Genomic DNA, 25,394 nt, shown 5'->3' with positions numbered 1-25,394 from the left:
CATTTTGAAGCGACCTCCGAAAGGATAATCAAGGAAGAATATGAGCATCGTAAAAAACAAAGTAGACGCCGTCATCGTCGGCGCCGGCTGGACCGGCGCCATCATGGCCAAGGAACTCACGGATGCGGGCTTGTCCGTCGTCATCCTCGAACGCGGCCCGGACCGCGACACGCAACCGGATTTCGCCTACCCGCGCGTGGTCGATGAGCTCGAAGGCTCGGTCCATCGCAAGTACCTGCAATCGCTGGCCAAGGAAACCGTCACCGCGCGCCACAGCGTGAACGACATCGCCGTGCCGTATCGCCAGATGGGTTCGTTCAAGCCTGGTACCGGAGTCGGTGGCGCCGGCTCGCACTGGTCGGGCGCGCATTTCCGCGCCTTGCCCGAAGATTTTAAGGTGCGCTCCAACCTCGAGCAGCGCTACGGCAAGAAATTCATCCCCGCCAACATGACGGTGCAGGATTTCCCGGTCACGTACGACGAACTGGAACCGCACTTCGAACACTTCGAATACGTGTGCGGCACGTCCGGCAAGGCCGGCATCATCAACGGCCAGTTGAGCGAAGGCGGCAACCCGTTCGAAGGCTCGCGCAAGAAGGAATATCCGCTGGGCCCCAACCCCAACTACCTCGGTGCGGAATGGTTTTACAAGGCCGCCAAGGAAAAGGGCTACCACGCGTTTCCGATTCCCGCATCGAATGCCTCGGGCGTGTACACCAACCCGTATGGCTGCCAGATGGGTCCGTGCAACGCGTGCGGCTTCTGCTCCGATTACGGCTGCCTCAACTACTCGAAAGCCAGCCCCAACGCTTGCATCTTCCCGGTCCTGAAAGGCCGCAAGAATTTCGAGATGCGCACGCTGGCGCAAGTGCTGAAAGTGAACCTGACCGGCGACAAGAAAAAAGCCACCGGCGTCACGTACCTCGACGCGCAGGGCCGCGAGACCGAGCAACCGGCGGACCTGGTCCTGCTGTGTGCGTTCTCGCTGTTCAACGTCCACATGATGCTGGTCTCGGGCATCGGCAAGCCGTACGATCCTGCCACCAGGACCGGCACCGTCGGTCGCAACTACTCGTATCAAAACCTGAACCGCGTGGTGATGTTCTACGATAAAACCGTGCACGCCAACGGCTTTATCGGCATCGGCGGCGGTGGCGCCACGTTCGACGACTTGAACGGCAACCGCAACGACAGCGCCCAGACCGGCTACATCGGCGGCGGCATCATCTGGGCGCGCCAGCCCGGCGCCGGCCCCGTGCGCGGCATCCAGACCGAGCCCGGTGTACCGAACTGGGGCAGCGCCTGGAAGAAGGGCGTCAAGGATTCCTTCCTGCACTCGTTCTACTACGAGGTGCAAGGTTCGTGCATGTCGTACGACGATGCCTACCTCGATCTCGACCCGACCTACAAGGATGCGTTCGGCCGCCCGCTGCTGCGCATGACCTTCGACTGGCACGACAACGAGATCAAGGCATCGCAATACCTGGTGGAAAAAGCTACCGACATGTGCAAGGTGCTGGGCCCGAAAGCGATGAAGGGCGATGCCAAGAAAGACGGCACGCACTACAACATCACCCAGTACCAATCGACCCATACCTGCGGCGGCGCCATCATGGGCAGCGATCCGAAGACCTCGGCGCTGAACCGCTATTTGCAGTCGTGGGACGTGTCGAACGTGTTTGCGCCGGGCGCCAACGCCTTCCCGCAAAACAACGGTTACAACCCGACCGGCATGGTCGGCGCGTTGACGTACTGGGCCGCCACGGCCATCCGCGAGCTGTATCTGAAAAACCCCGGCCCGCTGGTCCAGGCTTAAGGAGTGCGCATGAACACTGTGAAAAAATTATTGTTGACCGCCGTGGGCCTGGGCGTGATCGGCGTGGGTGGTGCATATCTGTACGCCTCGCAAGCGACGCCGACCAGGAACATCGGTCCCGGCGCCGTCAACCTGGCCGCGCCAAGCGCGCAACTGATCGAGCAGGGCAAGTACATCGCCACCGCCGGTGACTGTATCGCCTGCCACACGGCGCCGAATGGCAAGCAGTTTGCCGGCGGCCTGTCGATGGCGACGCCGATTGGCGCCCTGTACAGCACCAACATCACGCCCGACAAGGCGACCGGCATCGGCAACTACAGCCTCGACGATTTCGACCGGGCGGTGCGCCACGGCATCACGCCGCACGGTACTACGCTGTATCCGGCCATGCCGTATCCGTCGTACGCCAAGATCAGCGACGACGACCTGCGCGCGCTGTATGCATACTTCATGCATGGCGTGGAACCGGTCTCGAACGCCAACCGGTCCAGCGCGATCAGCTGGCCGCTGTCGCTGAACTTCCCGCTGGCGATCTGGCGCAAGATGTATGCGCCGCCCGTTGAACCGCTGGTGCTCAACAAGTACGAAAGCGCGATGCTGGCGCGCGGCGCCTACCTGGTGCAGGGCCTCGGTCACTGCGGCGCCTGCCATACGCCGCGCGCGTCCACCATGCAGGAGCTGGCGCAGGACGAGTCGAGCCCGGCCTACCTGTCCGGCGGTCCCGTGATCGACGGCTGGCTGGCGGTCAACCTGCGCGGCAATCCGGCTGGCGGCCTGGGGCGCTGGAACGAGCAGGACATCGTCGATACGCTGTCAAAAGCACGCAACGATCACTCGGCCGTGGTGGGTACGCCAATGGCGGAAGTGGTGTCGCACAGCACCCAGCACATGACCAAAGAAGATTTGACGGCGATGGCCGCCTATCTGAAGTCGCTGTCGCCGGGCCTGGCGGAAAAAGCGACCTACAAGGAGAGCAATGCCACTGCGCTGGCCTTGAAATCCGGGCGTGAAGATGGTCGCGGCGCGCAGCTGTACCTCGACAACTGCGCTGCCTGCCACCGTACCGACGCCAAGTCCAACGGCAAGGTGTTCCCTGCGCTGGCCGGCAACCCGAGCGTGCTGTCCGACGATGCAACCTCGTTGATCCGTCTGATCCTCGAAGGCAGCAAGCTGCCATCGACCAGAGCGGCGCCATCGGACCTTGGCATGCCCGGATTCGCGTGGCGCCTGTCGGACGAAGAGACCGCCCAACTGGTCACCTTCGTGCGCCAGAGCTGGGGTAACGAAGCGTCCGCAGTGAGTGCCGGCGAGGTGGCCAAGCTGCGCAAGCAGGTCAAGGCCGAAGCGGGAAGCGTCACCGCAGCGCACTGAGAACCTGTCCCGGCAGGGAATGAGGCGCTGCTTGCGCGCCTCGGCAGGATGGGTTTTAACTGCTCGCTGGCGAAACCAGGCCTGCTGCCGTGGCGATCACGGCAGCAGGCCTTTGCCGTTCTGAGTGAACAGGCGAGCGGTATACACCGTTCTTTTTCCTACTCGCCCGACAACGCCACCTGCAACAAGTCGATCAGCAGCCGGATCTTGGCCGAGCCGCGCCGGCTGGCCGGGTACACGGCGTAGATGCCGATGTCCATCTGGCCCGGGTTGGCTTCGTAAGCGGGCAATATGGCCACCAGGGCGCCGCTGTCGAGGTCGCCTTGGACGAGCCACGCGGGCAGCAGCGCCAGGCCCATGCCGTCGCACGCGGCCAGGCGCAGCACTTCGCTGTTGTTGACCGTGAGCGATCCCGTCATTTCCACCTCGACTGTTTCCGCATCGCTGCGCAGATGCCAGCTGTGGCGGCTGGCGCCGTAGGCGAACTGCAGGCAGTTGTGGCCGGCCAGGTCAGCCGGGGTGTGCGGCGTGCCGTGGCGCGCCAGGTAGGCGGGGCTGGCGACGATGTGGCGCCGGTGGCCGGCCAGCTTGCGGGCGATCAGGTTCGGTTGCTGCGGCGGGCTGCCGATGCGGATCGCGACGTCGATCGCTTCATCGACCAGGTGGGTCACGCTGTCGGCCAGGCGCAGGTCGAGGCGCAGGCGCGGGTAGCGCTCCGCCAGGCCGGGCAGCAGCGGCCCCAGGTAGCGGATGGCCAGCGTGACGGGCGCCGCCACCCGTAGCAGGCCGTGCAGCTCGCTGTCGCCGCCGCCGGCCGCGTCATCGGCCTCGTCGAGGGCGGCCAGGATCTGGTTGGTGTGCTCGAGGTAGGTGCGACCGCTGTCGGTCAGGGTGATGCTGCGGGTGGAGCGGTTCAGCAGTGGCGTGCCAAGACGCTGTTCGAGCGCATCGACCAGGCGCGTGACCGACGAGGTGGCCACGCCCAACTGGCGGGCGGCGGCGGAAAAGCCGCCGTGACTGGCCACCAGGCTGAAAGCGTTGAGTTCGGCGAAGCGGTCCATGGTGGCGTTGCGCAGCGCGCAAAAGTGTATGCGATGGCGCCCATATTATCAGCACCGTCCGAACAATCTATAGTGAATTCATACACGAATGGCTGAGGAGGCCTTATGAAACTCACTGCACACAACCAGGGTTTTGGCGCTACTATCGAAGGACTCGACCTGCGCGACGCCAACCCCGCCATGGGCCGCGACCTGCGCGCCGCGCTGGTCGAACACGGCTTGCTGGTGATCCGGGGCCAGTCCCTGGCGCCTGAAGAACAACTGGCCGCCACCCGCCTGTTCGGCACGCTGGAGGTGTTTCCCACCGTGCGCGGGCAACTGCCGGGCGTACCTGAAATCTTCCGCGTGGCCAGCCGGCCCGAGGACGGCCACGTCGAGGTGGGCCGTTACTGGCACTCGGACGGGTCGTTCCGCGACGACCCGACCCCGGTCAGCTTCTGGTACACGGTGGTGCAATCGGACCAGGGCGGCGACACGCTGTTTACCGACTTGCAGCAGGCATATGCCGAGCTCAACGACGAAATCCGCAAGGAATTCGATGCCCTGCATACCGCGCACCGCAACGGCGTGGTGCACCCGCTGGTACTGCGGCATCCGCACACCGATGTGCCCGGCCTGTACCTGAACGTGGGCCTGACTGCCGGCGTGCTCGGCTACAACAGCGAGCAGTCGCGCGAAGTGATGGCCGCGATCGACCGCCATTATTCGCGGCCCGGCGCCAGCTACCGCCATCACTGGCTGCCCGGCGACGTGGTGGTGGCCGACAATTTACGCGTCGCCCACAAGGCCACGCCGCTGACGGCGGACAGCCGGCGCATCCTCAACCGCACCACGGTGCGGGCCGACGGGGTGATCTGGCAATAGGGGAAGGCGCTTACCGCAGCGCGGTACACATCAGCCAGATGTCGCCGTGCTCGCGCACGTCGGCCTGCAGGGTACCGAACTTGGTGTCGCGGCTGTAGCCGGCGGCTCCTTTTTTGAGATTGGCCGCCTTGGCAACGTCTTCCAGGCGGACTCCGGGCAGCACGGCAATATAGGTATCGACCTCGGCGCCGCTCGCGCTGACACGAGTCACGTCGAGGTTGAAAGGCCGTACCGGCTTGGGCAATTGAAAACTGTCGGCGACGCCGTCGGCAGTGGGTTTGGCACCCAGGCGGCCGAGCGACTTTTGCACACCGACGTATTTTCCTGTGGGCAACTCGCAGCGCAGCGCTTGTTCGATAAGCACAGCGGGCGGGGCAGCAGCGGCCGTCGCAGGGGCCGAAATACTGAACCATGTTGTTGCCAGCAGCAGGCCAGGCAACGAGCGTAAGGAACGGGACATGTAAGCCTTGTGGAGTGGTTGGGATCGATGCACCAGAAAACGTTATCATAAAGGCATTGCGACTTGCGCACGCCACGGTGTCACTATTTCTTGCGCGCACGATTGCCCCGTCAGGCGAACAACCTTGTAAATGCGATAAACTTCTCGCTTCTCAAGATATCTTGGTCCGCATCATGCCCAATAAATCGTCGATGGACGACCAGTCATTCCGCCGCATCCTTGCCCGCAACATCACCTTGCCGCTGGCGTCCGGCGTGGTCAGCGCCGGCGTCTTCGTGATTTTGCTGATCTACCTGATCACGACCATGAACTGGGTCGAGCACAGCGAACGGGTGATCGGCAGCGCCAACGAGATCAGCAAGCAGATGGTGGACATGGAAACCGGCATGCGCGGCTACCTGCTGGCCGGCGACGAAGCGTTCCTGCAACCGTATGTGCTGTCCAAGCCCAAGGTCACTGCCAGCATCGACAACCTGCTCAAGCTGGTGGAAGACAACCCGGCCCAGGTCGATCGCCTGCGCAATATCCAGGCCCAGCACCTGGGCTGGGACAAGTACGCGCAGGAAATGATCGCATTGCGGGCCGCCAACGGCGACGTCACCGGCCCGGTCAAGACCGCGCGCGGCAAAACCCAGTTCGACGAGATCCGCCGCCTGCTCGACGCTTTTATCGGCACCGAGGCGCGCATGCGCCAGGAGCGCAACGATACCGCCCGTACTGTCACCATCGTGGTGGCTGCCGTGTATCTGCTGCTCACATTGGGCGTGGGCGGTGCACTGGCGTGGTTCGGCCGCCGTGAGCTGCTGGGCCTGTCCAGGGTGTATAACGATGTGCTCAAGCAACATACCGAACATGCGGACCTGCTGCAACAGCAGGCGTGGTTGCGCACCGGCCAGAGCGAACTGGCGCAACAGGGTATCGGCCAGATGGCGTTGCCGCAATTGTCGTCGGCGCTGCTGCAGTTTCTGGCGCGTTACATGGACGTGGTGGTCGGCGCGCTGTACCTGCGCGCACCGGACGGCAGCTTCCACCGGGTGGCGTCGTACGGTTTCTCGTCCGAATGGGACGCGCGCGAACAGAAAATGCATCCGTCCGAGACGCTGGTGGCGCAAGCCGCACTGGAGCGCCGCCTGATCCGCCTGGACCAAGTGCCCGCCGATTACATCCAGGTCAGCTCCGGCCTCGGTACCGGTCCGGCCGCCAGCGTCATGCTGGCGCCGCTCGATAATGACGGCGTGATCAACGGCGTGATCGAGGTCGGCCTGTTGCGCCCGATTACCACGCGTGACGTCGAATTCCTCAACTTGGTAAAAGGCAATATCGGCAACGCCATCGAGGCCAGCCATTCGCGCCAGCGCCTGCAGGAAGTGCTGGCCGAAACCCAGCAACTGAACGAAGAATTGCAAGTACAGCAGGAAGAACTGCGCACCGCCAACGAGGAACTGGAAGAACAGTCGCGCGTGCTGGAAGAGTCGCAAGCGAGCCTGGAAAACCAGAAAGCCGAACTCGAACAAACCAACGAACAGCTGGCCGAACAAGGCCAGGCGCTCGACCACAAGAACGCCGCCCTGACGCAGGCGCAGCAGGACCTGGAAGACCGCGCTGCCGAACTCGAGCGCGCCAGCCAGTACAAATCGCAGTTCCTGGCGAATATGTCGCACGAGCTGCGCACGCCGCTCAACAGCTCGCTGATCCTGGCCAAGCTGCTGTCGGAAAACACGCTGGGCAACCTCAACGACGAGCAGGTCCGCTTCGCCAACACTATTTACTCGGCCGGCAACGATCTGCTCAACCTGATCAACGACATCCTCGACATCTCCAAGGTGGAAGCGGGCAAGCTCGAACTGGTGCCCGAGCAGCTGTCGCTGCGCCACGTGGTCGAAGGCATGGCCATGGTGTTCGAGCCGCTGGCCCAGCAAAAGAAACTGGCATTCCAGGTGCAGGTGGCCGACGACGTGCCGCCGCACATGGTCTCCGACCGCCAGCGCCTCGAGCAGATCCTGAAAAACCTGTTGTCGAACGCGCTCAAGTTCACCAGCACCGGCCAGATCACGCTCAGTCTCGAGCGCGTGGGCGACGATGCGGTGGCGTTCTCGGTGCACGATACCGGCATCGGCATCCGCCCCGAAGACCAGCTCGGCATCTTCAACGCATTCCAGCAGGCCGACGGCACCACCAGCCGCAAGTACGGCGGCACCGGCCTGGGCCTGTCAATTTCGCGCGACCTGGCGCACCTGCTGGGCGGCAGCATCAGCCTCGCCTCCGAAGTGGGACAAGGCAGCTGCTTCACGCTGACCATGCCGCTCGCCTTTACCGCGCCCGAAGCCGGTCCCCGCCTGGGCAGCGCCAGCGCGCCGGCCGAGCTCGATGACACCGGCCGTACCCACGCGCCGGTAACCCTGCCACCGGTCGCGCTACCGGCCGCCGCGCCGTGGAAGGCGATGGCGCCCAAGCCGGCTGCCGCGCCCACCGAACCGCCACCACCGCGCGTGCGCGCGTTTGCCGATGACCGCGACCTGCTGGCCGATCACGGCGTCAACCAGCGCACCGTGCTGGTGATCGAGGACGACCCCAATTTCGCCCGCATCCTGTACGACCTGGCGCATGAAAAGCAGTACCGCTGCCTGGTAGCGTTCCATGCCGACGAGGGCCTGGAACTGGCGCGCCAGTTCCGCCCGGACGCCGTGCTGCTCGACATCCGCCTGCCCGACCGCTCCGGCCTGTCGGTGCTGCAATTGCTGAAAGACGACGCCACCACCCGCCACATCCCGGTGCACGTGGTGTCCGGCAGCGAGAATGGCGAAGCCGCGCTGCACCTGGGCGCCATCGGCTACGCCTTGAAGCCGGCCACGCGCGACCAGTTGATGGACGTGTTCCGCCTGATCGAAACCAAGCTCACCCAAAAGATCAAGCGCGTGCTGCTGGTGGAAGACGACGACCGCCAGCGCGACAGCGTGGTGCAGCTGATCTCGGACGACGACGTGGAAATCGTGGCGGTCGGTACCGGCGAAGAAGCGCTGGCGCTGCTGCGCACCAACATCTACGACTGCATGATCATCGATTTGAAACTGCCCGACATGCAGGGCAACGAGCTGCTGCAAAAAATGGCGGCCGAACAGCTGGCGGCATTCCCGCCGGTGATCGTGTACACGGGCCGCAACCTGTCGCGCGCCGAAGAGGCGGACCTGCACAAGTATTCGCGTTCGATCATCATCAAGGGCGCCCGTTCGCCGGAACGCCTGCTCGACGAAGTGACATTGTTCCTGCACAAGGTGGAAGCGGACCTGTCGTCCGAGCGCCAGACCATGCTGCGCACGGTGCGCTCGCGCGACCGCGTGTTCGAGGGCCGGCGCATCCTGCTGGTCGATGACGACGTGCGCAACATCTTCGCACTGACCAGCGCGCTCGAACAAAAAGGCGTGCTGGTGGAAGTGGGCCGCAACGGTTTCGAGGCAATCGAGAAAATGGATGCCAACCCGGACATCGACCTGGTACTGATGGACGTGATGATGCCGGGCATGGACGGCCTGGAAGCGACGCGCCGGATCCGCGCCGACGCCCGCTTCGAACGCCTGCCGATCATCGCCATTACCGCAAAGGCCATGAAGGACGACCAGGAGCAATGCCTGGCCGCCGGCGCCAGCGACTACCTGGCCAAGCCGATCGATTTGTCGCGCCTGTACTCGCTGCTGCGGGTGTGGATGCCCAACGGTGAACGGGGCGCATAATGCACAGCGATACCGACATTGAAATCAAAGTGTTGATGGAAGCCATCTACATGAAGTACAGCTATGATTTCCGCGATTACACGGGCGCCTCGCAAAAGCGCCGCGTGCTGCACGCCATGCGCGACATGGAGTGCGAGACCATCTCGGCGCTGCAGGCGCGCATCATGCACGAGCCGGCCGCGTTCAGCCAGCTGCTGCAGTATCTGACCATCCCGGTGACGTCGATGTTCCGCGACCCCAGCTACTGGCTGGCGCTGCGCGAACAGGTAATGCCGGTGCTGCGCACGTATCCGTCGCTGAAAATCTGGATCGCCGGCAGCAGTACCGGTGAAGAAGTGTATTCGATGGCGATCCTGCTCAAGGAAGAGGGCCTGCTGGAGCGCAGCATGATTTACGCCACCGACATCAACCCGCAGTCGCTGGAAAAAGCCCGCAAGGGCGTGTTCCCGCTCGACGCCATGCGCGAGTACACGGCCAACTACCAGGCTGCCGGCGGCACGTCGAGCTTTTCCGATTACTACACGGCCGCCTACAACGCCGCCCTGTTCGACGGCGCGCTGTGCGAAAACGTCACCTTTGCCGACCACAGCCTGGCCACCGACGCCGTGTTTGCCGAAACCCATTTGATCAGCTGCCGCAACGTGATGATCTACTTTAAAAAGAAACTGCAGGAGCGCGCGTTCGGCCTGTTCCACGAGTCGCTGTGCCATCGCGGCTTCCTGGGACTGGGCAGCAAGGAGAGCATCGACTTTTCCGCCTACGGACCCGCGTTCGAGCCGATCGTCAAACGCGAACGGCTGTTTCGCAAGCGCTAGCCATGCTCGATGCCGCCACCGCGCTTGCCGCGATCGACGCCGTCCTGGCCAGCCACCGCACCCGCATCGAAGCGGTCATCATCGGCGCCTCGGCCGGTGGCGTCGGGGCGCTGCTCAAGCTGCTGCCGGGCTTGCCCAAGCAGTATGCGCCGGCCGTGGTGGCGGTGCTGCACGTGCCGGAAAACCGGCAAAGCCAGCTGGCCGACGTATTCGCCCAGCGCATGGCGCTGCCGGTGCGCGAAGCGGCCGACAAGGAAACCTTGACGTCCGGGACGCTCTACTTTGCCGGTTCCGGCTACCATTTGTCTGTCGAGTCGGATTACTGCTTTTCGTTAAGCTGCGAAGCGCCGCGCAATTTTGCCCGGCCATCGATCGACATCCTGATGGAGTCGGCGGCCGATGCCTACGGGCCGGCCCTGATGGGCATATTACTGACCGGGGCCAACCATGACGGCGCCGCAGGCATGGCGGCCATCGGCCGCGCCGGCGGCCTCACCGTGGTGCAAGACCCGCAAGATGCCGAAGTGGCAACCATGCCGCAGGAAGCGATCCGCGTGCGCCACCCCGACCTGGTGCTGCCGCTGGACGCGATCCATACATTGCTGTTGAAGCTGGAGAAGAACTGATGCAAGCCGAGCAACCGACCAAACTGCTGATCGTTGACGATCTGCCGGAAAACCTGCAAGCCCTGAACGCCGTGATCCGGGGCCCGGGCCGCGAGATCTTCCAGGCCGGTTCGGGCGACGAAGCGCTGGCGCTGCTGCTCCAGCACGACTTCGCCATGGCCTTCCTCGACGTGCAAATGCCGGGCATGGACGGTTTCGAACTGGCCGAACTGATGCGCGGCACCGAGAAAACCCGGCAAATCCCGATCGTGTTCGTCACTGCCGCCGGCAAGGAACTCAATTACTCGTTCAAGGGTTACGAGGCCGGCGCCGTCGATGTGCTGTACAAGCCGCTCGACTCGCGCGCCGTGCGCGGCAAGGTCGAAGTGTTCGTGGCGCTGTGGGAACAGCGCGAAGCGATGCGGCGCCAGGTGCAGGCACTCGAGGAAGCGCGGCAGGCGCAGGAAGCCATGCTGGCCGAACTGAACGTGGCGCAAGCGCAGTTGCAGCGCGCGCTGGCCATGCGCGACGAATTCATGTCGATGGTCTCGCACGAAATGCGCACGCCGCTCAACACGCTGTACCTGGAAACGCAATTGCGCAAGATGCAGCTCGAACGCGGCAACATGGCGGCCTTCGGCGCCGAGCAGCTGCAGCGCATGGTCGCGCGCGACGACCGCCAGATCCAGAGCATCATCCGCCTGATCGACGACATGCTCGACGTCTCGCGCATCCGTTCCGGCAAGCTGTCGTTGCGGCCGGGCTGGGTGGAAATGTCTGGCCTGCTGCGGCGCGTGGTGCACGACCTGACGCCGCAGGCATCGACCGCCGGTTGCAGCATCGGCCTCGACGCCGGCACGCCGGTGTCCGGCTGGTGGGACGAGTTCCGCATCGAGCAGATCGTCGTCAACCTGCTGACCAACGCCATGCGCTACGGCGCCCAGCGGCCGGTGGCGGTGGTGCTTACCGTGCAGGAGGAACAAGTGCTGGTGGAAGTGCGCGACCAGGGCCCCGGCATCGCGCCCGAGCTGCAACAGAAAATTTTCGAACCGTACGAGCGCGGCGTGGGCAACGAAGTGCCGTCCGGCCTGGGCCTGGGCCTGTACATCTCGCGCGAACTGGCCGAGGTACACCAGGGCAGCCTGACCGTGCGCAGCGTGCCGGGCGAGGGCGCAATCTTTACGCTGGCGCTGCCCCGCTCGGACGCGCCGCCGGCATAGGGCTCGCAAACCTGCTGCGCGTCCCGCTACGGTTTTCGAGGCCCTATGCTCCCTATCTGGAATTGGCTTCTTCGCGGCGGCGGATCAGGTAGGCGTTGACGTCGTCGATGGTGACGTGGCCGCGCTGGGCGGTGTCGATATTGTCGAAATTTTTCTCGACCACCGACAGGCCGGCCTGGTGCGCTTCCTCGCGGTTGAGCGTGCCGCTGTTGTCGAGGTCGGCATCATTGAACCGCTTTTTCAGGTTCTGCATCGGTTGCAGGCGCAGCAGTATCGGCCCCGGACCGGTTGCCGGAGCAGGGGCGACATCGCGCCTGGGCTGGCGCATCGAGCGCGGCACATAGGCATCGGAATACGGCGTGGACACGGCTGCCTTGGCCGGTAGATTGGCGGTCAGGTCGGCAGGTGGTGTCTGGGCCTGGGCCGGCGTCGGTGCCATGGACAGGCTGCCGACCGTTGCCGCTGCGGCGGCTAATAATTGTAATCTCGTCATAGTTATCTCCCCCGCATCGCGTGATGCCTGGTTCAGGGTGATACTGTGATCCGATTACGAAAAATTAGCAATCGCTGTCGTTGGCAGCCAGCCCGCGCGCCCGCATGCCGGCCCCGGTTGTGGCCCGGAAGCATCACTTGCGGGCAACAACCTTGTTCGATCAGCTATTTCCTCCGCCATCCCAAAACCCCGCATGCGCCAATCTTGCCTCGTCCTCGCGCAGCGGCCCGATCACTTCGGTCGGGCGCTGGCCGGCTGCGAAGACGGTGCGGCACGGCAGCGCCAGGGTCGGATTTTCGGGATCGCTACCGGTCAGTTGCAGCAGGCTTGCTTCCGACAGCGCATACACGACCCTGCCCACGCCGCTCCAGTAGGTGCCGCCACTGCACATGGCGCACGGTTCGGCGTTGGCGTACAGCGTGGCCGTGGCCAGTTCGGCCGGGCCGTACTGCTGCGAGGCCAGGCGCAACGCGTTCATCTCGGCGTGCGCGGTGCGGTCGGACGATGACGCATTCATCGCGGACGAAATCACCGTGCCGTCGGCCGCCACGACCATGGCGGCAAACGGATGGTGGCCCTCGTCGCGCGAGCGCTGCGCCAGTGCCAGCACTTCGGTGATGAACGCGTGATCCTGCGCGGTGGCGGTCATTGTGCGCTCCTTATTTTGGAATCTTGCCATCGACGCCCTGCACGTAGAAATTCATCTGCAGCAGGTCTTTTTCCGGCGCGCGCACGCCAGCGGCGTACTTGACGGCGCCCGTCTGATCCTTGATCGGACCGGTGAACGGGGCGAAGGTGCCGGCGGTAAGCGCAGCCTTCTTCTCCTCGTAAATCTTGGCCGCATCGGCCGGCACCACTGCGTTCAGTTTCGACATCTTGACCATGCCTTCCTTCAGGCCGCCGCGGTAGTCGCTGGTCTTCCAGGTGCCGGCGATGACCGCCTTGGCGGTGTCGATGTAGTAGCCCGACCAGTCGTTGGTGGCAGCCGTCAGGTGGGCCTTCGGTGCGAAGCGCGACATGTCGGAATCCCAGCCGAACGCGTACACGCCTTTTTCCTGCGCCACTTGCAGCGTGGCCGGCGAGTCGGTGTTTTGCGCCATCACGTCCGCGCCTTGCGCCACCAGGGTTTCCGCTGCCTGGCGTTCCTTGGCCGGGTCGTACCACGAGTTCACCCAGATCACCTTGGTCTTGATTTTCGGATTGACGCTTTGGGCGCCCAGCGTAAACGCGTTGATGTTGCGGATCACCTCGGGCACCGGGAACGAGGCGATGAAACCGAGCGTATTCGACTTGGTCATCTTGCCGGCCAGGATGCCGTTCAGGTACGAGCCTTCGTACAGGCGCGATTCGTACGTGGCCAGGTTCTTGGCGCTTTTAAAACCGGTGGCGTGGACAAAGGTGACGCCGGGCGCCGACCTGGCGACTTTTTCGGTGGCGTTCATATAGCCGAACGACGTGGTGAAAATCAGTTTATTCCCTTCGGCGACCAGCTTGCGGATTACCCGTTCGGAGTCGGCGCCTTCGGGCACGTTTTCAACGAAGGTGGTTTTCACCTGGGCGCCCAGGGCTTTTTCCAGCGCCAGGCGACCCTGGTCGTGGGCGTAGGTCCAGCCGGCGTCGCCGACGGGGCCCACGTACACAAAACCCACCTTCAACGGCTCGGCGGCAAACGACGGGATGGCGGCGGCCAGGGTGCAGGCGGCGGCGATGGCGGTCAATGCGGTGCGGCGATTCATCATGCGTTTTCCTTGAAGGGTGAATTAAAAGTGATCAGAAGTGATATTCGGCGCGGACCATCGGCGTGCGGGCCGTGGCGCCGTTGTTGTTGCGGTCCGGGTTGCCGAACTTGTTCTTCCAGTACTGGTACTCGACGCCGACTTTGAACGTGTTCTTGCCCGCGCCGATGGCGCCGCTCATGTCGTACATGATCTGCATGTCGATATTGGTTTCCGGCGCGGTGCCGCCGCCGAATTCATTGGTGCCCTTGGCGGTGATGAAGTTGGCATAGCCCTCGAAGCTGAGCGGAATGCCGATGTCGAACGGGATGCCCCAGGCGCCGGTCAGCATGGCGTGGGTTTTATACGAGTAGCGCGGCGTGGCCTGGTTGGTGAAGGTGCTGTACGGCGCGTTCGATTCCCAGATCGCCAGCACGCTGACGTCGAGAAAACCGGGCACGTCGAACATCAAGGTCGGGCCGGCCACCACCATGCGCTTCTTGGAGTTGTAGCCGGCGTCGGTCTTGCTGTTGTAGTCGAAGCCCAGGGTGGCGCCCACGCCGCGCACGGGGCCGAAGGCGTAGCTCTTGCCGGCGATCTTGCCGAAGTCCAGCGTGTGGCGGTACACCGCGTACGCTTCGTGGGCGCCGCTGTTGGAGCCGGCCGACGACGGATCGAGATTGGACGACATCAGCAGATCGACGCTGAAGAAGTTCTTGCCATACTTGTAGCCGGAGACGTGGCTGAAGTTGACGATGTTCTTGGTGATGTCGTTGTCGTTGAACGGCTCGGCGAACTTGGTGCCGTAGCGGTAGCTGAGCGACGTGTCGCTCCAGTCGGCCGCCTGGCTGGTGCCGACGGTGCTGGCGGCAAGAAGTGCGAGAACTGCGGTGCAGCGGATCAGACGTGAACGACGTGGCATGTGCGGGCTCCGGTAAGTTGATGGTCAATGCATTCCTGCCTATCCCTTTAGCAAGGATCAGGCCAGCATCCTTGCTTTATTTACAGGCCGCTGAGCGCCTGCGCCAGGTTTACCTTGCGGTCCTGTCCCGCCAGGTGCAGGCGCGCTTCGATCGCCAGCAGGTGGTGTTCGATCAGGTGGATCGCTTCTTTTACTTTGCCCTGCTCGATCAGCGTGGCCAGGTCCTGGTGTTCGTCGTTTTCGCACATGGCGCTGCCCGGGGTTTCGTACAGCGCGATGATCAGCGAGCAGCGCGACACCAGTTCTCCCATGAAGCGCAGCAGCACGTGGTTGCCGGCCAGTTGCGCCAGCAGCAGGTGGAATTCGCCGCCCAGGCGTATCCACGCGGCGCGGTCGCCGCTGCGGCGCGCCGCGTCTTCGGCGGCCAGCGCGGCGCGGATCTGCTTGAGCGATTCCGGCGTGGCGTGGCGGATCACCAGCGGCACGATCTCGCGTTCGAGCGCGCGGCGGGCGGCAAAAATCTCGCGTGCTTCCTGCGGCGTGGGCGAGGCGATCACTGCGCCACGGTTGGGCCGCAGCTCGATGATGTGGTCATGCGCCAGGCGTTGCAGCGCCTTGCGCACGGTGGTGCGGCTCACTTGATAAAGCTCGCAGAAATCGGCTTCGCCCAGGTGGGTGCCGGGCGGCAGGCGGTGGCTCATCACGGCGGTAACGACCGCCTTATAGATACGCATGTCGATGGCGGTGGTACCGCGTTTGACGGCAGCTGGATCGGCTTTGCGCGGGTCGGGCATGGTTGGGCTCCATATCAGTAGTACTGCCCGTACAAAGCAGGAAGCGTGCTAGCAGAAGCAACAAAATCGCCGCACGATTGTGTACGAAATTACTTTGTTTTTGCATCCACTCGCACCCTTTTGGGGAGCCGTGCATCCTGCTTTAGTGCGGCGCGCACAGCGAGGCGGCATGCGTACCCACAGGCTCCGGTGGCATGTTACTTGCGTCTGTTGGCGTATTCGACGTGACTTCACTTTGTATACGATAAAGGACCGGCAGATGACTGAACCGCGCTTGCAGATGCTGGGCATCTCCAAGATCTATCCCTCGGTGGTGGCCAACGCCGATGTCAACCTGACTGTCATGCCCGGTGAAATCCACGCCGTGCTGGGCGAGAACGGCGCCGGCAAGAGCACGCTGATGAAGATCATCTACGGCGTGGTGAAACCCGACGACGGCCAGATCATGTGGGAAGGCCGGCAAGTGCATATCAACTCGCCGCACGATGCGCGCAAGCTCGGCATCGGCATGGTGTTCCAGCACTTCGCGCTGTTCGAAACGCTGACCGTGGCCGAGAACATCGCGCTGGCGCTCGACGAGAAAACGTCGCCGGCGGCACTGGCGCCGCGCATCCGCGCCGTCTCGGAACAATATGGCTTGCTGCTCGATCCGGCGCGGCTGGTGCACAGCATGTCGGTGGGCGAGCGCCAGCGCGTGGAGATCGTGCGCTGCCTGCTGCAGTCGCCGAAACTGCTGATCATGGACGAGCCGACGTCGGTGCTCACGCCCGACGCGGTACTGAAACTGTTCGAATCGCTGCGCCGGCTGGCGGCGGAAGGCGTGAGCATTGTCTACATCAGCCACAAGCTCGACGAAATCCAGACGCTGTGCGACAAGGCCACCGTGCTGCGCGGCGGGCGCGTGTCCGGCACCGCGTTGCCGAAGCAGGAAAGCGCGCGGTCGCTGGCCGAGTTGATGATCGGCCGCGAGCTGCCCGTGTGCGTCAGTACGCCGCAGCAGCCGGGCGACGTGGTGCTGCACCTCGACGCCCTCAACATCGAGAGCGACGACCCGTTCGGCACGCGTTTGAAAGATATCAGCCTGGCGCTGCGCGCGGGCGAGATCGTGGGCATTGCGGGCATTTCCGGCAACGGCCAGCAGGAGCTGCTCAAGGCCATCTCGGGTGAGCGGCCGCTGGGCCGGCGCCAGGGCGCAATCAATATGTTCGGCCAGGACGTGGGAGGGCTCAACGCGGCGCAGCGGCGCCAGCGCGGCCTGGGCTTCGTGCCCGAGGAACGACTGGGCCGTGGCGCCGTGCCCGACCTGTCGCTGGCCGACAACGCGCTGTTGACCGGCTATGTGCCGCCGGCCACCGGCATGGTCAAACGTGGCCTGGTCAAACGCGGCGCCGTGGGCGCGTTCGCACGCGATGTCATCGAGCGCTTCAAGGTCAAGTGCGGCGGCGAGCGGTCGGCCGCTGCCAGCCTCTCGGGCGGCAACCTGCAAAAATTCATCGTCGGGCGCGAGATCATGCTGGCGCCGACCGTGATGGTGTTCGCCCAGCCCACCTGGGGTGTCGATATCGGCGCGGCCATGCTGATCCGCCAGGCCATCATCGACATGCGCAACGCCGGCGTGGCGGTGCTGGTGCTGTCGGAGGAAATCGAGGAGCTGTTCATGCTCAGCGACCGCATCGCGGTGCTGGCCGATGGCCGCCTGTCGCGCGCGGTGCCCACGGTGGACACCAGCATCAACGAAGTCGGCGTGTGGATGAGCGGCGATTTCAACTATCAAGGCGCAGTCAAAGGAGATTCGAATGTCCCGGCTTGAAAAACGTCCCGAACCGTCCCGGCGCATGATGCTGGCCTCGCCCCTGATCGCGGCGGCGGCGATGCTGGCCACCGGCTCGCTCTTGTTCCTGTTCCTCGGCCAGGAACCGCTGCACGCGTTCTACGTGTACTTCATCAAGCCGTGGACCACCCTGTACGGCGTGGGCGAGCTGCTGCTGAAAGCGACGCCGCTGATCCTGTGCGGCGTGGGCCTGGCCATCGGCTTTCGCGCCAACGTCAACAACATCGGCGCCGACGGCCAGTTGACGGTGGGCGCGATCGCTGCCGGCGCCGTGGCGCTGCAATTTCACGAGGTGGAGGCGTGGTGGGTGCTGCCGCTGATGATCCTGGCCGGAGCCGTGGGCGGCATGCTGTGGGCGGCAATCCCCGCCTTGCTGCGCACGCGGTTCAACACCAGTGAAATCCTGGTGAGCCTGATGCTGGTGTACGTGGCGTACCACCTGCTCAGCTACCTGGTGCACGGGCCGATGCGCGACCCGGACGGGTTTAACTTTCCGCAGTCGAAAATGTTCAGCGAGTCGGCGACGTTGCCATTGCTGGTGGAGGGCTTGCGGCTGAATGCGGCGTTCATCCTGTCGCTGATCGCCGCCGGTGCGGCGTGGTTCTTTTGCCGCCATACCTTTGCCGGCTACCGCATGCAGGTGAGCGGCATGGCGCCGGCCGCCGCGCTGTATGCGGGGTTTAGCGAACCGCGCAACGTGTGGCTCGCGTTCATGGTCAGCGGTGCGCTGGCCGGCGTGGCCGGCGTGGGCGAGGTGGCGGGGCCGCTGGGCCAGTTGCAGCCATCGGTGTCGCCCGGCTATGGCTTTGCCGCCATCATCGTCGCGTACGTGGGCCGGCTGCATCCGCTGGGCGTGGTGCTGTCGGCGCTGTTGATGTCGCTGCTGTACATCGGCGGCGAGACCGCCCAGATTGAGCTGGGTGCACCGTCGGCGATCACCGGCGTGTTCCAGGGGCTGCTGCTGTTCTACCTGCTGGCGGCCGATTTGTTCATCCACTATCGCATCAAGCCGCATAAGCGGCTTTCAGGAGTACCAGCATGATGACCACCGAACTGTTGATCGCCTTTTTGGCCAGCACCGCCGGCGCCGCCACGCCGCTGGTCGTCGCCTCGATGGGCGAGCTGGTGACCGAACGCTCCGGCGTACTCAACCTCGGCATGGAGGGCATGATGCTGGTTGGTGCCGTGGTGGGCTTCGGCGTCACGCTGGGCACCGGCAGCATGGTGCTGGGGCTGCTTGCGGCGATGGCGGCCGGCATGCTGATGGCGCTGGTGTTCGGCTTCCTGGTGCTCACCCTGCAAACCAACCAGGTGGCCACCGGACTGGCGCTAACGCTGTTCGGCATCGGCGTCTCGGCGTTCCTCGGCCGCAGTTTTGTCGGTCAGACCGTGGAGCGCATGCCCAACCTCGACATCCCGCTGCTGTCGGATTTGCCGTTCATCGGCCCGCTGCTGTTCCGCTTTGACGCCATGACGTATGCGTCGGTGGCGCTGGTGGTGGTGATCGGGGCGATGCTGGCGCGTACCCGGCTCGGATTGATGATCCGCGCGGTGGGCGAGTCGCCGCACAGCGCCCACGCGATCGGCTTCAACGTCATCGCGCTGCGCTATGGCACGGTGCTGTTCGGCGGCGCCATGGCCGGCCTGGGGGGCGCTTACCTGTCGCTGGCCCTGACGCCGATGTGGGTGGAGGGCATGACGGCCGGACGTGGCTGGATCGCGCTGGCGCAAGTGGTGTTCGCGACCTGGAAGCCGCGCGGCGTGCTGGTGGGCGCTTACCTGTTCGGCGGGGTGACGGTGCTGCAATTCCACGGCCAGGGGATGGGGCTGGCGATTCCGTCGGAATTCCTGTCGATGCTGCCGTACGTCGCGACCATCGTGGTACTGGTGCTGATTTGCCGCAATCCGCAGACAATCTTGCTCAACAAGCCAATGTCGCTCGGTCAAAACTTCAAGGCTGATTGAGGATTTGTTGTATTGCTGCATAAAAACACTGGATTGTGACAATTGGTGATATTTCCTTGTCCGTAAAAATCTTATCCTGCTTTCACAGACGCAGTCTGCCTATGGCGCTCCCCAACCCCCGGCTCGCCTTCTTGATCTCATAAGTAGTCAATAATTTTCCCATCCAGAACAAGCAGTCATCCAGGAGGTGTCATGCGCGTCAATACCCCCATTACCCAGAATGAATACATCATGGAGGACGGTAAAACCATCGTCTCCAGCACCGATTTGCAGGGCAATATCAATTACGCCAATCCGTATTTTCTTGAAGTGAGCGGCTTTACCGAGGCCGAGGTGATGGGCGCGCCGCAAAACATCGTGCGCCATCCCGACATGCCGGTCGAAGCATTTGCCGACCTGTGGGCCACCATCAAGTCCGGCATGCCGTGGACCGGGCTGGTGAAAAACCGCTGCAAGAACGGCGACTATTACTGGGTGCTGGCCAATGTCACGCCCGTGATCGAGCAGGGCAAGCAGGTGGGTTACCTGTCGGTGCGCACCAAGCCGTCGCGCGAGCAGGTGCGCGCGGCCGATGCTCTGTACCGCGAGATCAAGGCCGGCAACCCGCGCGGCCTGCGCATCCAGAACGGCCGCGCCGTCTCCGGCGGCGTGTTCGCGCGCCTGAAGGAATCGCTGGCAATGTCGCTCAACCAGCAGATCGCGCTGGCCACGGCAGTGGGCGCTGCCCTCATGCTGGTGCTGGCGTTGTGCCTGTTCACGCTGGGCGAGGCCACGCTGCAGCAGTCGCGCGGCTGGCTCGGGGGCATTGCGCTGGCGACGATTGCGGGCATGGCGCTGTTCGGTCGCAGCCTGTGCGTCAACGTGGCGCTGCCGCTCAAGCAAGCCACCCGCGCGGCGCGCATGATGGCTGGCGGCGATCTGACCGCCACCATCGACGTAAACCGCGACGACGAGATGGGCCGCCTGCTGGCCGCACTGCGCCAGACCAATATCAACCTGCACAGCATCATCGGCGACGTGCGCGCCAATTTTGCCGAGATCACGACCGCCACCACTGAAATTGCCAACGGCAATATGGACCTGTCGGGCCGCACCGAGTCGCAGGCGTCGAGCCTGCAGCAGACCGCCTCAAGCATGGAAGAACTGACGTCCACCGTGCAGATGAGCGCCAACAATGTCGCCAGCGCCAACCAGCTGGCCGAGGAGGCCAAGCAGGTGGCCGCGCACGGCGGCGAGATCGTCTCGCAGGTAGTGACCACCATGGGCGATATCAGCACCTCGTCCACCAAGATTCTCGACATCATCGGCTTGATCGACGGTATCGCCTTCCAGACCAACATCCTCGCGCTCAATGCGGCAGTGGAGGCGGCGCGCGCCGGCGAGCAGGGACGCGGTTTTGCGGTCGTGGCCTCGGAAGTGCGTGGCCTGGCGCAGCGCTCGGCCACGGCCGCCAAGGAAATCAAGACCCTGATCGACATGTCGATCTCCAAGGTGCAGGCCGGCACGGCGCTGACCAACAGCGCCGGCGTGACCATGGGCCAGGTGATCGAGTCGGTCAGCAAGGTCTCGCGCGTGATGGCCGAGATCTCGCATTCCACGCGCGAACAGAGCACCGGCATCGGCCAGGTCAACCAGGCCGTGATCCAGATCGACGACATCACCCAGCAAAACGCCGCGCTGGTGGAGCAGGCCGCCGCTGCCGCCGGCAACCTAGTCGAGCAGGCGCGCAATGTCTCGCAGGCGATGGCCGTGTTCAAGCTCCAGCATGGGGCGCGCTCCGGCGCCCGTCCGGCCATGCCGCCAGCACGGCCGGCTGCTGTAAAAACCAAGCCCAAGCTGGTGGCGCACAACTAGCACGGGCGTGCCGTATCATGGCGGTTTCAATCAGAACACCACGGCATGGACGGCACCATCACGATTACCCTGGCGGGGCAGGGCTGGACCTTCGAAGCTGACGCTGGCGCCACCGTGCTGGCGGCGGCGCAGCAGGCCGGCATTCGCCTGCCCAGCTCGTGCCGCAACGGCACCTGCCGCACCTGCCTGTGCCGGCTCGAGCGCGGCGCCATCCATTACAGGATCGACTGGCCCGGCGTGAGCCTGGACGAAAAGCGCGAGGGTTACATCCTGCCGTGCGTGGCCGTGGCCGATACCGACCTGGTCATCGCGGCGCCCGCCGCCCGAAAACTTGCTTAGCCGCCCTGGCTGCCTTTCCTCAGGCGGTCGAGCAGGGCGTCGGTGGAGGCGCTGAGCGGCACGCCGTGGCGGCGCAGCAGCTGGATGTGCAGCACCAGGTTTTCCAGTACCAGCTTGGCTGCCACCGCCAGCAAGGTGAGCTGCTTGTCTTCCTCGCTGAAGTTGTCCATGGCCTCGGCCATTTCGCACAGGTGGTTGGCGATCAGGCCGCGCAGTTCCTGCTCCTCGAACGGCAGGTCGGCGAAATCGATCGGATCTTCCTGCTCCACTTCCTGCATCAGCAGTTCCAGCTCTTGGGGCGTAATCGACATGCGGGGCTCCGATGGTAGTTGACGCCCTGTCATTTTAGCCAACTGGCCGCTTTTTCGCGCTAGAATCTCCGCTTGTTCCGCGACGATCCCCAACCATCATGGCGCGTCTGATCTTTACCCGGCAGCTGGCCCGTTTCATGGACGTGCCGCAGGTGGACACCGATGCGGCGGACTTGCGCAGCGCGCTCGACGCGGCGTTTGCCGTCGAACCGCGCCTGCGCGGCTATGTGCTCGATGAGCAGGGCCGTCTGCGTGAGAACGTCGTCGTATTCATCGACGGGCGCATCGTGCGCGACCGCGAGGCCTTGCGCAATGCACTGGCGCCCCATTCACAGGTCCATATTCTGCAAGCACTGTCAGGAGGCTAGCATGTCCGACCACGCTGTCCTTGCCACCCGCAAGGGGCTGTTTGAACTGTACCGCACTCACGAAGCGTGGCACCTCGGCTGCCAGCATTTCGCCGGCGATCCGGTGTCGATGCTGTTGGCCGACCGCCGCGACGGCGCCCTCTATGCCGCGCTCAACCTGGGGCACTTCGGCGCCAAGCTGCACCGGCGCGATGCGGGCAGTACCACCTGGGTGGAAGTGGCAACGCCAGCCTTTCCTCCCAAGCCCGATACCAGCGAAGACAAAACCGACTGGACCGTCAAACAGGTCTGGTCGCTGGCGGCTGGCGGGGCTGACGAGCCCGGCGTGCTGTTGGCCGGGACGCTGCCGGGTGGCCTGTTCCGGTCCATGGACCGGGGCGCCAGCTGGCAGTTGGTGGAGTCCTTGTGGAACGTGCCCGAGCGGGCGCAATGGATGGGTGGCGGCTACGACGTGCCGGGGTTGCACAGCATCTGCGTCGATCCGCGCGACAGCCGGTCGGTGCTGGTCGGCGTGTCGTGCGGCGGCGCCTGGCTGACCGATGACGGCGGCGCCAGCTGGTCGCTGCGCGCGCACGGCATGCGCGCCGATTACATGCCACCCGAACTGGCCAATGCCGGCGCCATCCAGGATCCGCACCGTATCGTGCGCTGCGCGAGCGAGCCGGACAAGCTGTGGTGCCAGCATCACAACGGCATCTGGCGCAGCATCGATAACGGCGCCTCGTGGACCGAGGTGCGCTGTGACGTGTCGTCGTGCTTCGGCTTTGCGGTGGCGGTGCATCCGCTTGACGGTGAGACCGCGTGGTTCGTGCCGGCGGAAAGCGATAGCCGCCGCTATGCGCCGCACGCCGCGCTGGCCGTCACCCGCACCATCGACGGGGGCCGACACTTCACTGCCTGGCGCGGCGGTCTGCCGCAGCGGCACTGTTACGACCTCGTCTATCGCCACGGCCTGACCGTGAGCGACGACGGCCAGCGCGTGCTGATGGGTTCGACCACGGGCGGGGTGTGGCTGTCGGAGGATGGCGGCGGCCAGTGGCAGACGGTGTCCACCACCTTGCCGCCCGTTTATGCGGTGGCGTTCGTGCCGTAATACGCCAGGAACATGTCCACCGTCGCCTCCACCACCGTGGTCTGGGTGGCCGTATCGAGCGGCGGCTGGTTGAGCGTGACCTGCGGCCAGAAGGCAAAGGTCTTGAGCTGGCCGTGCAACATGTGCGAGGCCAGCAGCGGGTCGGCCGCGCGCAACTTGCCATCGGCCTGCGCGGCGCGCAGCCAGCGCGTAATCCCCTCTTCCTTGGCGCTCAGGCGCGCCACCATTTCGTGGGCGCGCTCGGGCGAGTGGATCGCCTCGGCAATCGCTACCCGCGCCAGGTCGAGGAAATAAGCATCCTTGAGCATTTCCATTTTTTTCCACAGCATGTCCAGCAGTTGCCCGCGCAGGGGCAGGGCGCTGTCGTATGGTGTGTCTTCCAGCGACGAGGTACTGCACCACAGCTGCTGCAGGATGTGCGCAAACAGCTCGTCCTTGCTGGGGAAGTGGTTGTACACGGTGCGCTTGGACACACCGGCCGTGGCGGCGATCTTGTCCATGCTGGTCGATTCGAAACCGCTGACGCGGAACTCGGCAATGGCGGCATCGACGATGGCCTGGCGCTTGCGGTCGGTAAGCTTGATGGGAGCATTCATGCAGCTATTTTACACCCACCAGTTTACTTTTTCAAAAATTGGAACTACACTGTGTAGTGTATTTTCCATTTCAAGGATTCCCATGGCTTATCCGTCCGTCATTGCAGAAGCTGCGACCAACAACCTTGATGCGCTGACCGCGCCCGGGGCGCCGCGTACGCGCGACGGCCGGTTTCGCAACCCGGCGCGGATGCACAAGATGGGACTGCTCAAGGGACTCAGCATCATGGTGCGCATGTTGTTCGACAAGCCGGCCGACACCGTGCCGCGCACCACCATTCCCGTTCATGCGATGACGCAGCAGCAATTACTGGCTGCTCCGGATCGCACTCTTTACCGCCTCGGTCATTCGACCGTGCTGCTCAAGCTCGACGGCGGCTTCTGGCTCACCGACCCGGTGTTCTCGGAGCGCGCCTCGCCGATGCAGTGGGCCGGTCCCAAGCGTTTCCACCAGCCGCCGATCAGCATGCAGGACTTGCCGCCGCTTAAGGGCATCATCCTGTCGCACGACCATTACGACCACCTCGATCATGTGGCGGTCATGGCGCTGGCGCCCAGGACCGAGGTGTTCATCACCCCGCTGGGCGTGGGCGACCGCCTGATTGCCTGGGGTATTCCGGCTAACAAGGTGCGCCAGCTGGGCTGGTGGCAAAGCACGCAGGTCGATGGCATTCGCCTGCTGGCCACGCCTACCCAGCATTTCTCGGGCCGCAGCCTGACCGACCGCAACAAGACGCTGTGGGCGTCGTTCGTGATCGAAGACCGCGAGGCGCGCATCTTCTTTTCCGGCGACAGCGGCTATTTCGACGGCTTCAAGGAAATCGGCCGCCGCTACGGTCCCTTCGATCTGACGATGGTGGAGACCGGCGCTTACGATCCGCAATGGCCCGACGTCCACATGCAGCCCGAGGAATCGCTGCAAGCCCATATCGACTTGCGCGGCAAGGTGATGCTGCCGATTCATAACGGCACGTTCGACTTGTCGCTGCACCCGTGGCACGATCCGTTCAGTCGCATTGCCGAGCTGGCGGCCGAAAGGCGGCTGCCGCTGGCCACGCCGGAAATCGGCATGCCGATGTCCATCATGGCGCCGTTGGCGATGGTAGTACAGCAGCAGTGGTGGGCGCCACTGGTGGCGCAGGAAGCTGCCGCCCGCGCAGCAGTGGCGTAAGA

Annotated in this window: 24 protein-coding genes; 15 read left to right on the top strand and 9 right to left on the bottom strand. The window is 64.2% G+C overall.

Features of this window, described 5'->3' with window-relative positions; all coding sequences use genetic code 11:
- Nucleotides 1-40: 40 nt before the first annotated feature.
- Both ASF04_RS13440 and ASF04_RS13435 read left to right on the top strand, forming a co-directional pair.
- Nucleotides 41-1,816 (top strand): GMC family oxidoreductase, encoded by a 1,776-nt coding sequence (locus ASF04_RS13440; RefSeq protein ID WP_056142438.1) that lies wholly within the window; start codon nt 41-43, stop codon nt 1,814-1,816.
- Between the two features lie 9 nt (nt 1,817-1,825).
- Nucleotides 1,826-3,187 (top strand): cytochrome c, encoded by a 1,362-nt coding sequence (locus ASF04_RS13435; protein ID WP_056142436.1) that lies wholly within the window; start codon nt 1,826-1,828, stop codon nt 3,185-3,187.
- Nucleotides 3,188-3,345: 158 nt separating this feature from the next.
- Here the strand turns inward: ASF04_RS13435 and ASF04_RS13430 are convergent, their stop codons facing one another.
- Nucleotides 3,346-4,248 (bottom strand): LysR family transcriptional regulator, encoded by a 903-nt coding sequence (locus ASF04_RS13430; RefSeq protein ID WP_056142433.1) that lies wholly within the window; start codon nt 4,246-4,248, stop codon nt 3,346-3,348.
- 105 nt (nt 4,249-4,353) lie between these two features.
- Between ASF04_RS13430 and ASF04_RS13425 the strand changes: the two genes are divergently transcribed.
- Nucleotides 4,354-5,112 carry a TauD/TfdA family dioxygenase gene (locus tag ASF04_RS13425; RefSeq protein ID WP_056142430.1) on the top strand — a complete coding sequence of 253 codons (759 nt, stop codon included), beginning with the start codon at nt 4,354-4,356 and terminating at the stop codon, nt 5,110-5,112.
- Between the two features lie 10 nt (nt 5,113-5,122).
- Here ASF04_RS13425 and ASF04_RS13420 read toward each other — a convergent pair whose 3' ends face one another.
- Nucleotides 5,123-5,572, bottom strand: coding sequence for a hypothetical protein (locus tag ASF04_RS13420; RefSeq protein ID WP_156368640.1), 450 nt, complete (start codon nt 5,570-5,572; stop codon nt 5,123-5,125).
- A gap of 173 nt (nt 5,573-5,745) precedes the next feature.
- Between ASF04_RS13420 and ASF04_RS13415 the strand changes: the two genes are divergently transcribed.
- The 4 genes from ASF04_RS13415 to ASF04_RS13400 are packed head-to-tail and all read left to right on the top strand — an operon-like array spanning nt 5,746 to nt 11,940.
- Nucleotides 5,746-9,300, top strand: a complete 3,555-nt coding sequence (locus tag ASF04_RS13415) for a response regulator (protein ID WP_056143161.1) — start codon at nt 5,746-5,748, stop codon at nt 9,298-9,300.
- Nucleotides 9,300-10,115 (top strand): protein-glutamate O-methyltransferase CheR, encoded by an 816-nt coding sequence (locus ASF04_RS13410; RefSeq protein WP_056142423.1) that lies wholly within the window; start codon nt 9,300-9,302, stop codon nt 10,113-10,115. Before ASF04_RS13415 ends, ASF04_RS13410 begins: the two co-directional genes overlap by 1 nt.
- A gap of 2 nt (nt 10,116-10,117) precedes the next feature.
- A complete protein-coding gene (locus ASF04_RS13405) occupies nt 10,118-10,741 on the top strand; it encodes a chemotaxis protein CheB (protein ID WP_056142421.1) in 624 nt (207 codons plus the stop codon).
- A complete protein-coding gene (locus ASF04_RS13400) occupies nt 10,741-11,940 on the top strand; it encodes a hybrid sensor histidine kinase/response regulator (RefSeq protein ID WP_056142419.1) in 1,200 nt (399 codons plus the stop codon). The genes ASF04_RS13405 and ASF04_RS13400 overlap by 1 nt, the downstream gene beginning before the upstream one ends.
- A 52-nt stretch (nt 11,941-11,992) precedes the next feature.
- Here the strand turns inward: ASF04_RS13400 and ASF04_RS13395 are convergent, their stop codons facing one another.
- The 5 genes from ASF04_RS13395 to ASF04_RS13375 all read right to left on the bottom strand — a co-directional run bounded on the left by ASF04_RS13395 (nt 11,993) and on the right by ASF04_RS13375 (nt 15,864).
- A complete protein-coding gene (locus tag ASF04_RS13395; protein ID WP_229205051.1) occupies nt 11,993-12,433 on the bottom strand; it encodes an EF-hand domain-containing protein in 441 nt (146 codons plus the stop codon).
- A 160-nt stretch (nt 12,434-12,593) separates the two neighbouring features.
- Nucleotides 12,594-13,082, bottom strand: coding sequence for a nucleoside deaminase (locus ASF04_RS13390; RefSeq protein WP_019923936.1), 489 nt, complete (start codon nt 13,080-13,082; stop codon nt 12,594-12,596).
- 10 nt (nt 13,083-13,092) lie between these two features.
- The gene (locus ASF04_RS13385) at nt 13,093-14,172 is read right to left on the bottom strand and encodes a BMP family ABC transporter substrate-binding protein (RefSeq protein WP_056142412.1); all 1,080 of its coding nucleotides are present in this window, start codon (nt 14,170-14,172) and stop codon (nt 13,093-13,095) included.
- A 31-nt stretch (nt 14,173-14,203) separates the two neighbouring features.
- On the bottom strand, nt 14,204-15,070 hold the full coding sequence (locus tag ASF04_RS13380) for a hypothetical protein (RefSeq protein WP_019923934.1): 867 nt from the start codon (nt 15,068-15,070) through the stop codon (nt 14,204-14,206).
- Between the two features lie 80 nt (nt 15,071-15,150).
- Nucleotides 15,151-15,864 (bottom strand): GntR family transcriptional regulator, encoded by a 714-nt coding sequence (locus ASF04_RS13375; protein WP_056142410.1) that lies wholly within the window; start codon nt 15,862-15,864, stop codon nt 15,151-15,153.
- 259 nt (nt 15,865-16,123) lie between these two features.
- On the opposite strand from ASF04_RS13375, the gene ASF04_RS13370 reads away from it, so the two are divergent.
- The 5 genes from ASF04_RS13370 (at nt 16,124) to ASF04_RS13350 (ending at nt 21,853) form a co-directional block, all read left to right on the top strand.
- Nucleotides 16,124-17,674, top strand: coding sequence for an ABC transporter ATP-binding protein (locus tag ASF04_RS13370; protein ID WP_056142406.1), 1,551 nt, complete (start codon nt 16,124-16,126; stop codon nt 17,672-17,674).
- A complete protein-coding gene (locus tag ASF04_RS13365; RefSeq protein ID WP_056142401.1) occupies nt 17,661-18,737 on the top strand; it encodes an ABC transporter permease in 1,077 nt (358 codons plus the stop codon). Before ASF04_RS13370 ends, ASF04_RS13365 begins: the two co-directional genes overlap by 14 nt.
- Nucleotides 18,734-19,660, top strand: a complete 927-nt coding sequence (locus ASF04_RS13360) for an ABC transporter permease (protein ID WP_056142398.1) — start codon at nt 18,734-18,736, stop codon at nt 19,658-19,660. Before ASF04_RS13365 ends, ASF04_RS13360 begins: the two co-directional genes overlap by 4 nt.
- A gap of 192 nt (nt 19,661-19,852) precedes the next feature.
- A complete protein-coding gene (locus ASF04_RS13355) occupies nt 19,853-21,514 on the top strand; it encodes a PAS domain-containing methyl-accepting chemotaxis protein (protein WP_056142395.1) in 1,662 nt (553 codons plus the stop codon).
- Nucleotides 21,515-21,559: 45 nt separating this feature from the next.
- Nucleotides 21,560-21,853, top strand: coding sequence for a 2Fe-2S iron-sulfur cluster binding domain-containing protein (locus ASF04_RS13350; protein ID WP_056142392.1), 294 nt, complete (start codon nt 21,560-21,562; stop codon nt 21,851-21,853).
- On the opposite strand, the gene ASF04_RS13345 is transcribed toward ASF04_RS13350, so the two are convergent.
- Nucleotides 21,850-22,164 carry a hypothetical protein gene (locus tag ASF04_RS13345; protein WP_056142389.1) on the bottom strand — a complete coding sequence of 105 codons (315 nt, stop codon included), beginning with the start codon at nt 22,162-22,164 and terminating at the stop codon, nt 21,850-21,852. The genes ASF04_RS13350 and ASF04_RS13345 overlap by 4 nt on opposite strands.
- A 98-nt stretch (nt 22,165-22,262) precedes the next feature.
- On the opposite strand from ASF04_RS13345, the gene ASF04_RS13340 reads away from it, so the two are divergent.
- Both ASF04_RS13340 and ASF04_RS13335 read left to right on the top strand, forming a co-directional pair.
- Nucleotides 22,263-22,532: a MoaD/ThiS family protein gene (locus ASF04_RS13340; RefSeq protein WP_056142387.1), complete on the top strand. Its 270-nt coding sequence runs from the start codon at nt 22,263-22,265 to the stop codon at nt 22,530-22,532.
- A gap of 1 nt (nt 22,533) precedes the next feature.
- Complete coding sequence (locus ASF04_RS13335) at nt 22,534-23,625, top strand: hypothetical protein (protein WP_056142385.1); 1,092 nt, start codon at nt 22,534-22,536, stop codon at nt 23,623-23,625.
- Here ASF04_RS13335 and ASF04_RS13330 read toward each other — a convergent pair.
- A complete protein-coding gene (locus ASF04_RS13330) occupies nt 23,601-24,221 on the bottom strand; it encodes a TetR/AcrR family transcriptional regulator (RefSeq protein WP_056142382.1) in 621 nt (206 codons plus the stop codon). The genes ASF04_RS13335 and ASF04_RS13330 overlap by 25 nt on opposite strands.
- An 82-nt stretch (nt 24,222-24,303) precedes the next feature.
- On the opposite strand from ASF04_RS13330, the gene ASF04_RS13325 reads away from it, so the two are divergent.
- On the top strand, nt 24,304-25,392 hold the full coding sequence (locus ASF04_RS13325) for an MBL fold metallo-hydrolase (protein ID WP_056142380.1): 1,089 nt from the start codon (nt 24,304-24,306) through the stop codon (nt 25,390-25,392).
- Nucleotides 25,393-25,394: the final 2 nt, after the last annotated feature.

This window comes from Duganella sp. Leaf61, from assembly GCF_001421905.1.
Lineage (GTDB): Bacteria > Pseudomonadota > Gammaproteobacteria > Burkholderiales > Burkholderiaceae_D > Rugamonas > Rugamonas zoogloeoides.
This window is presented reverse-complemented; position numbering and strand designations above follow the sequence as displayed.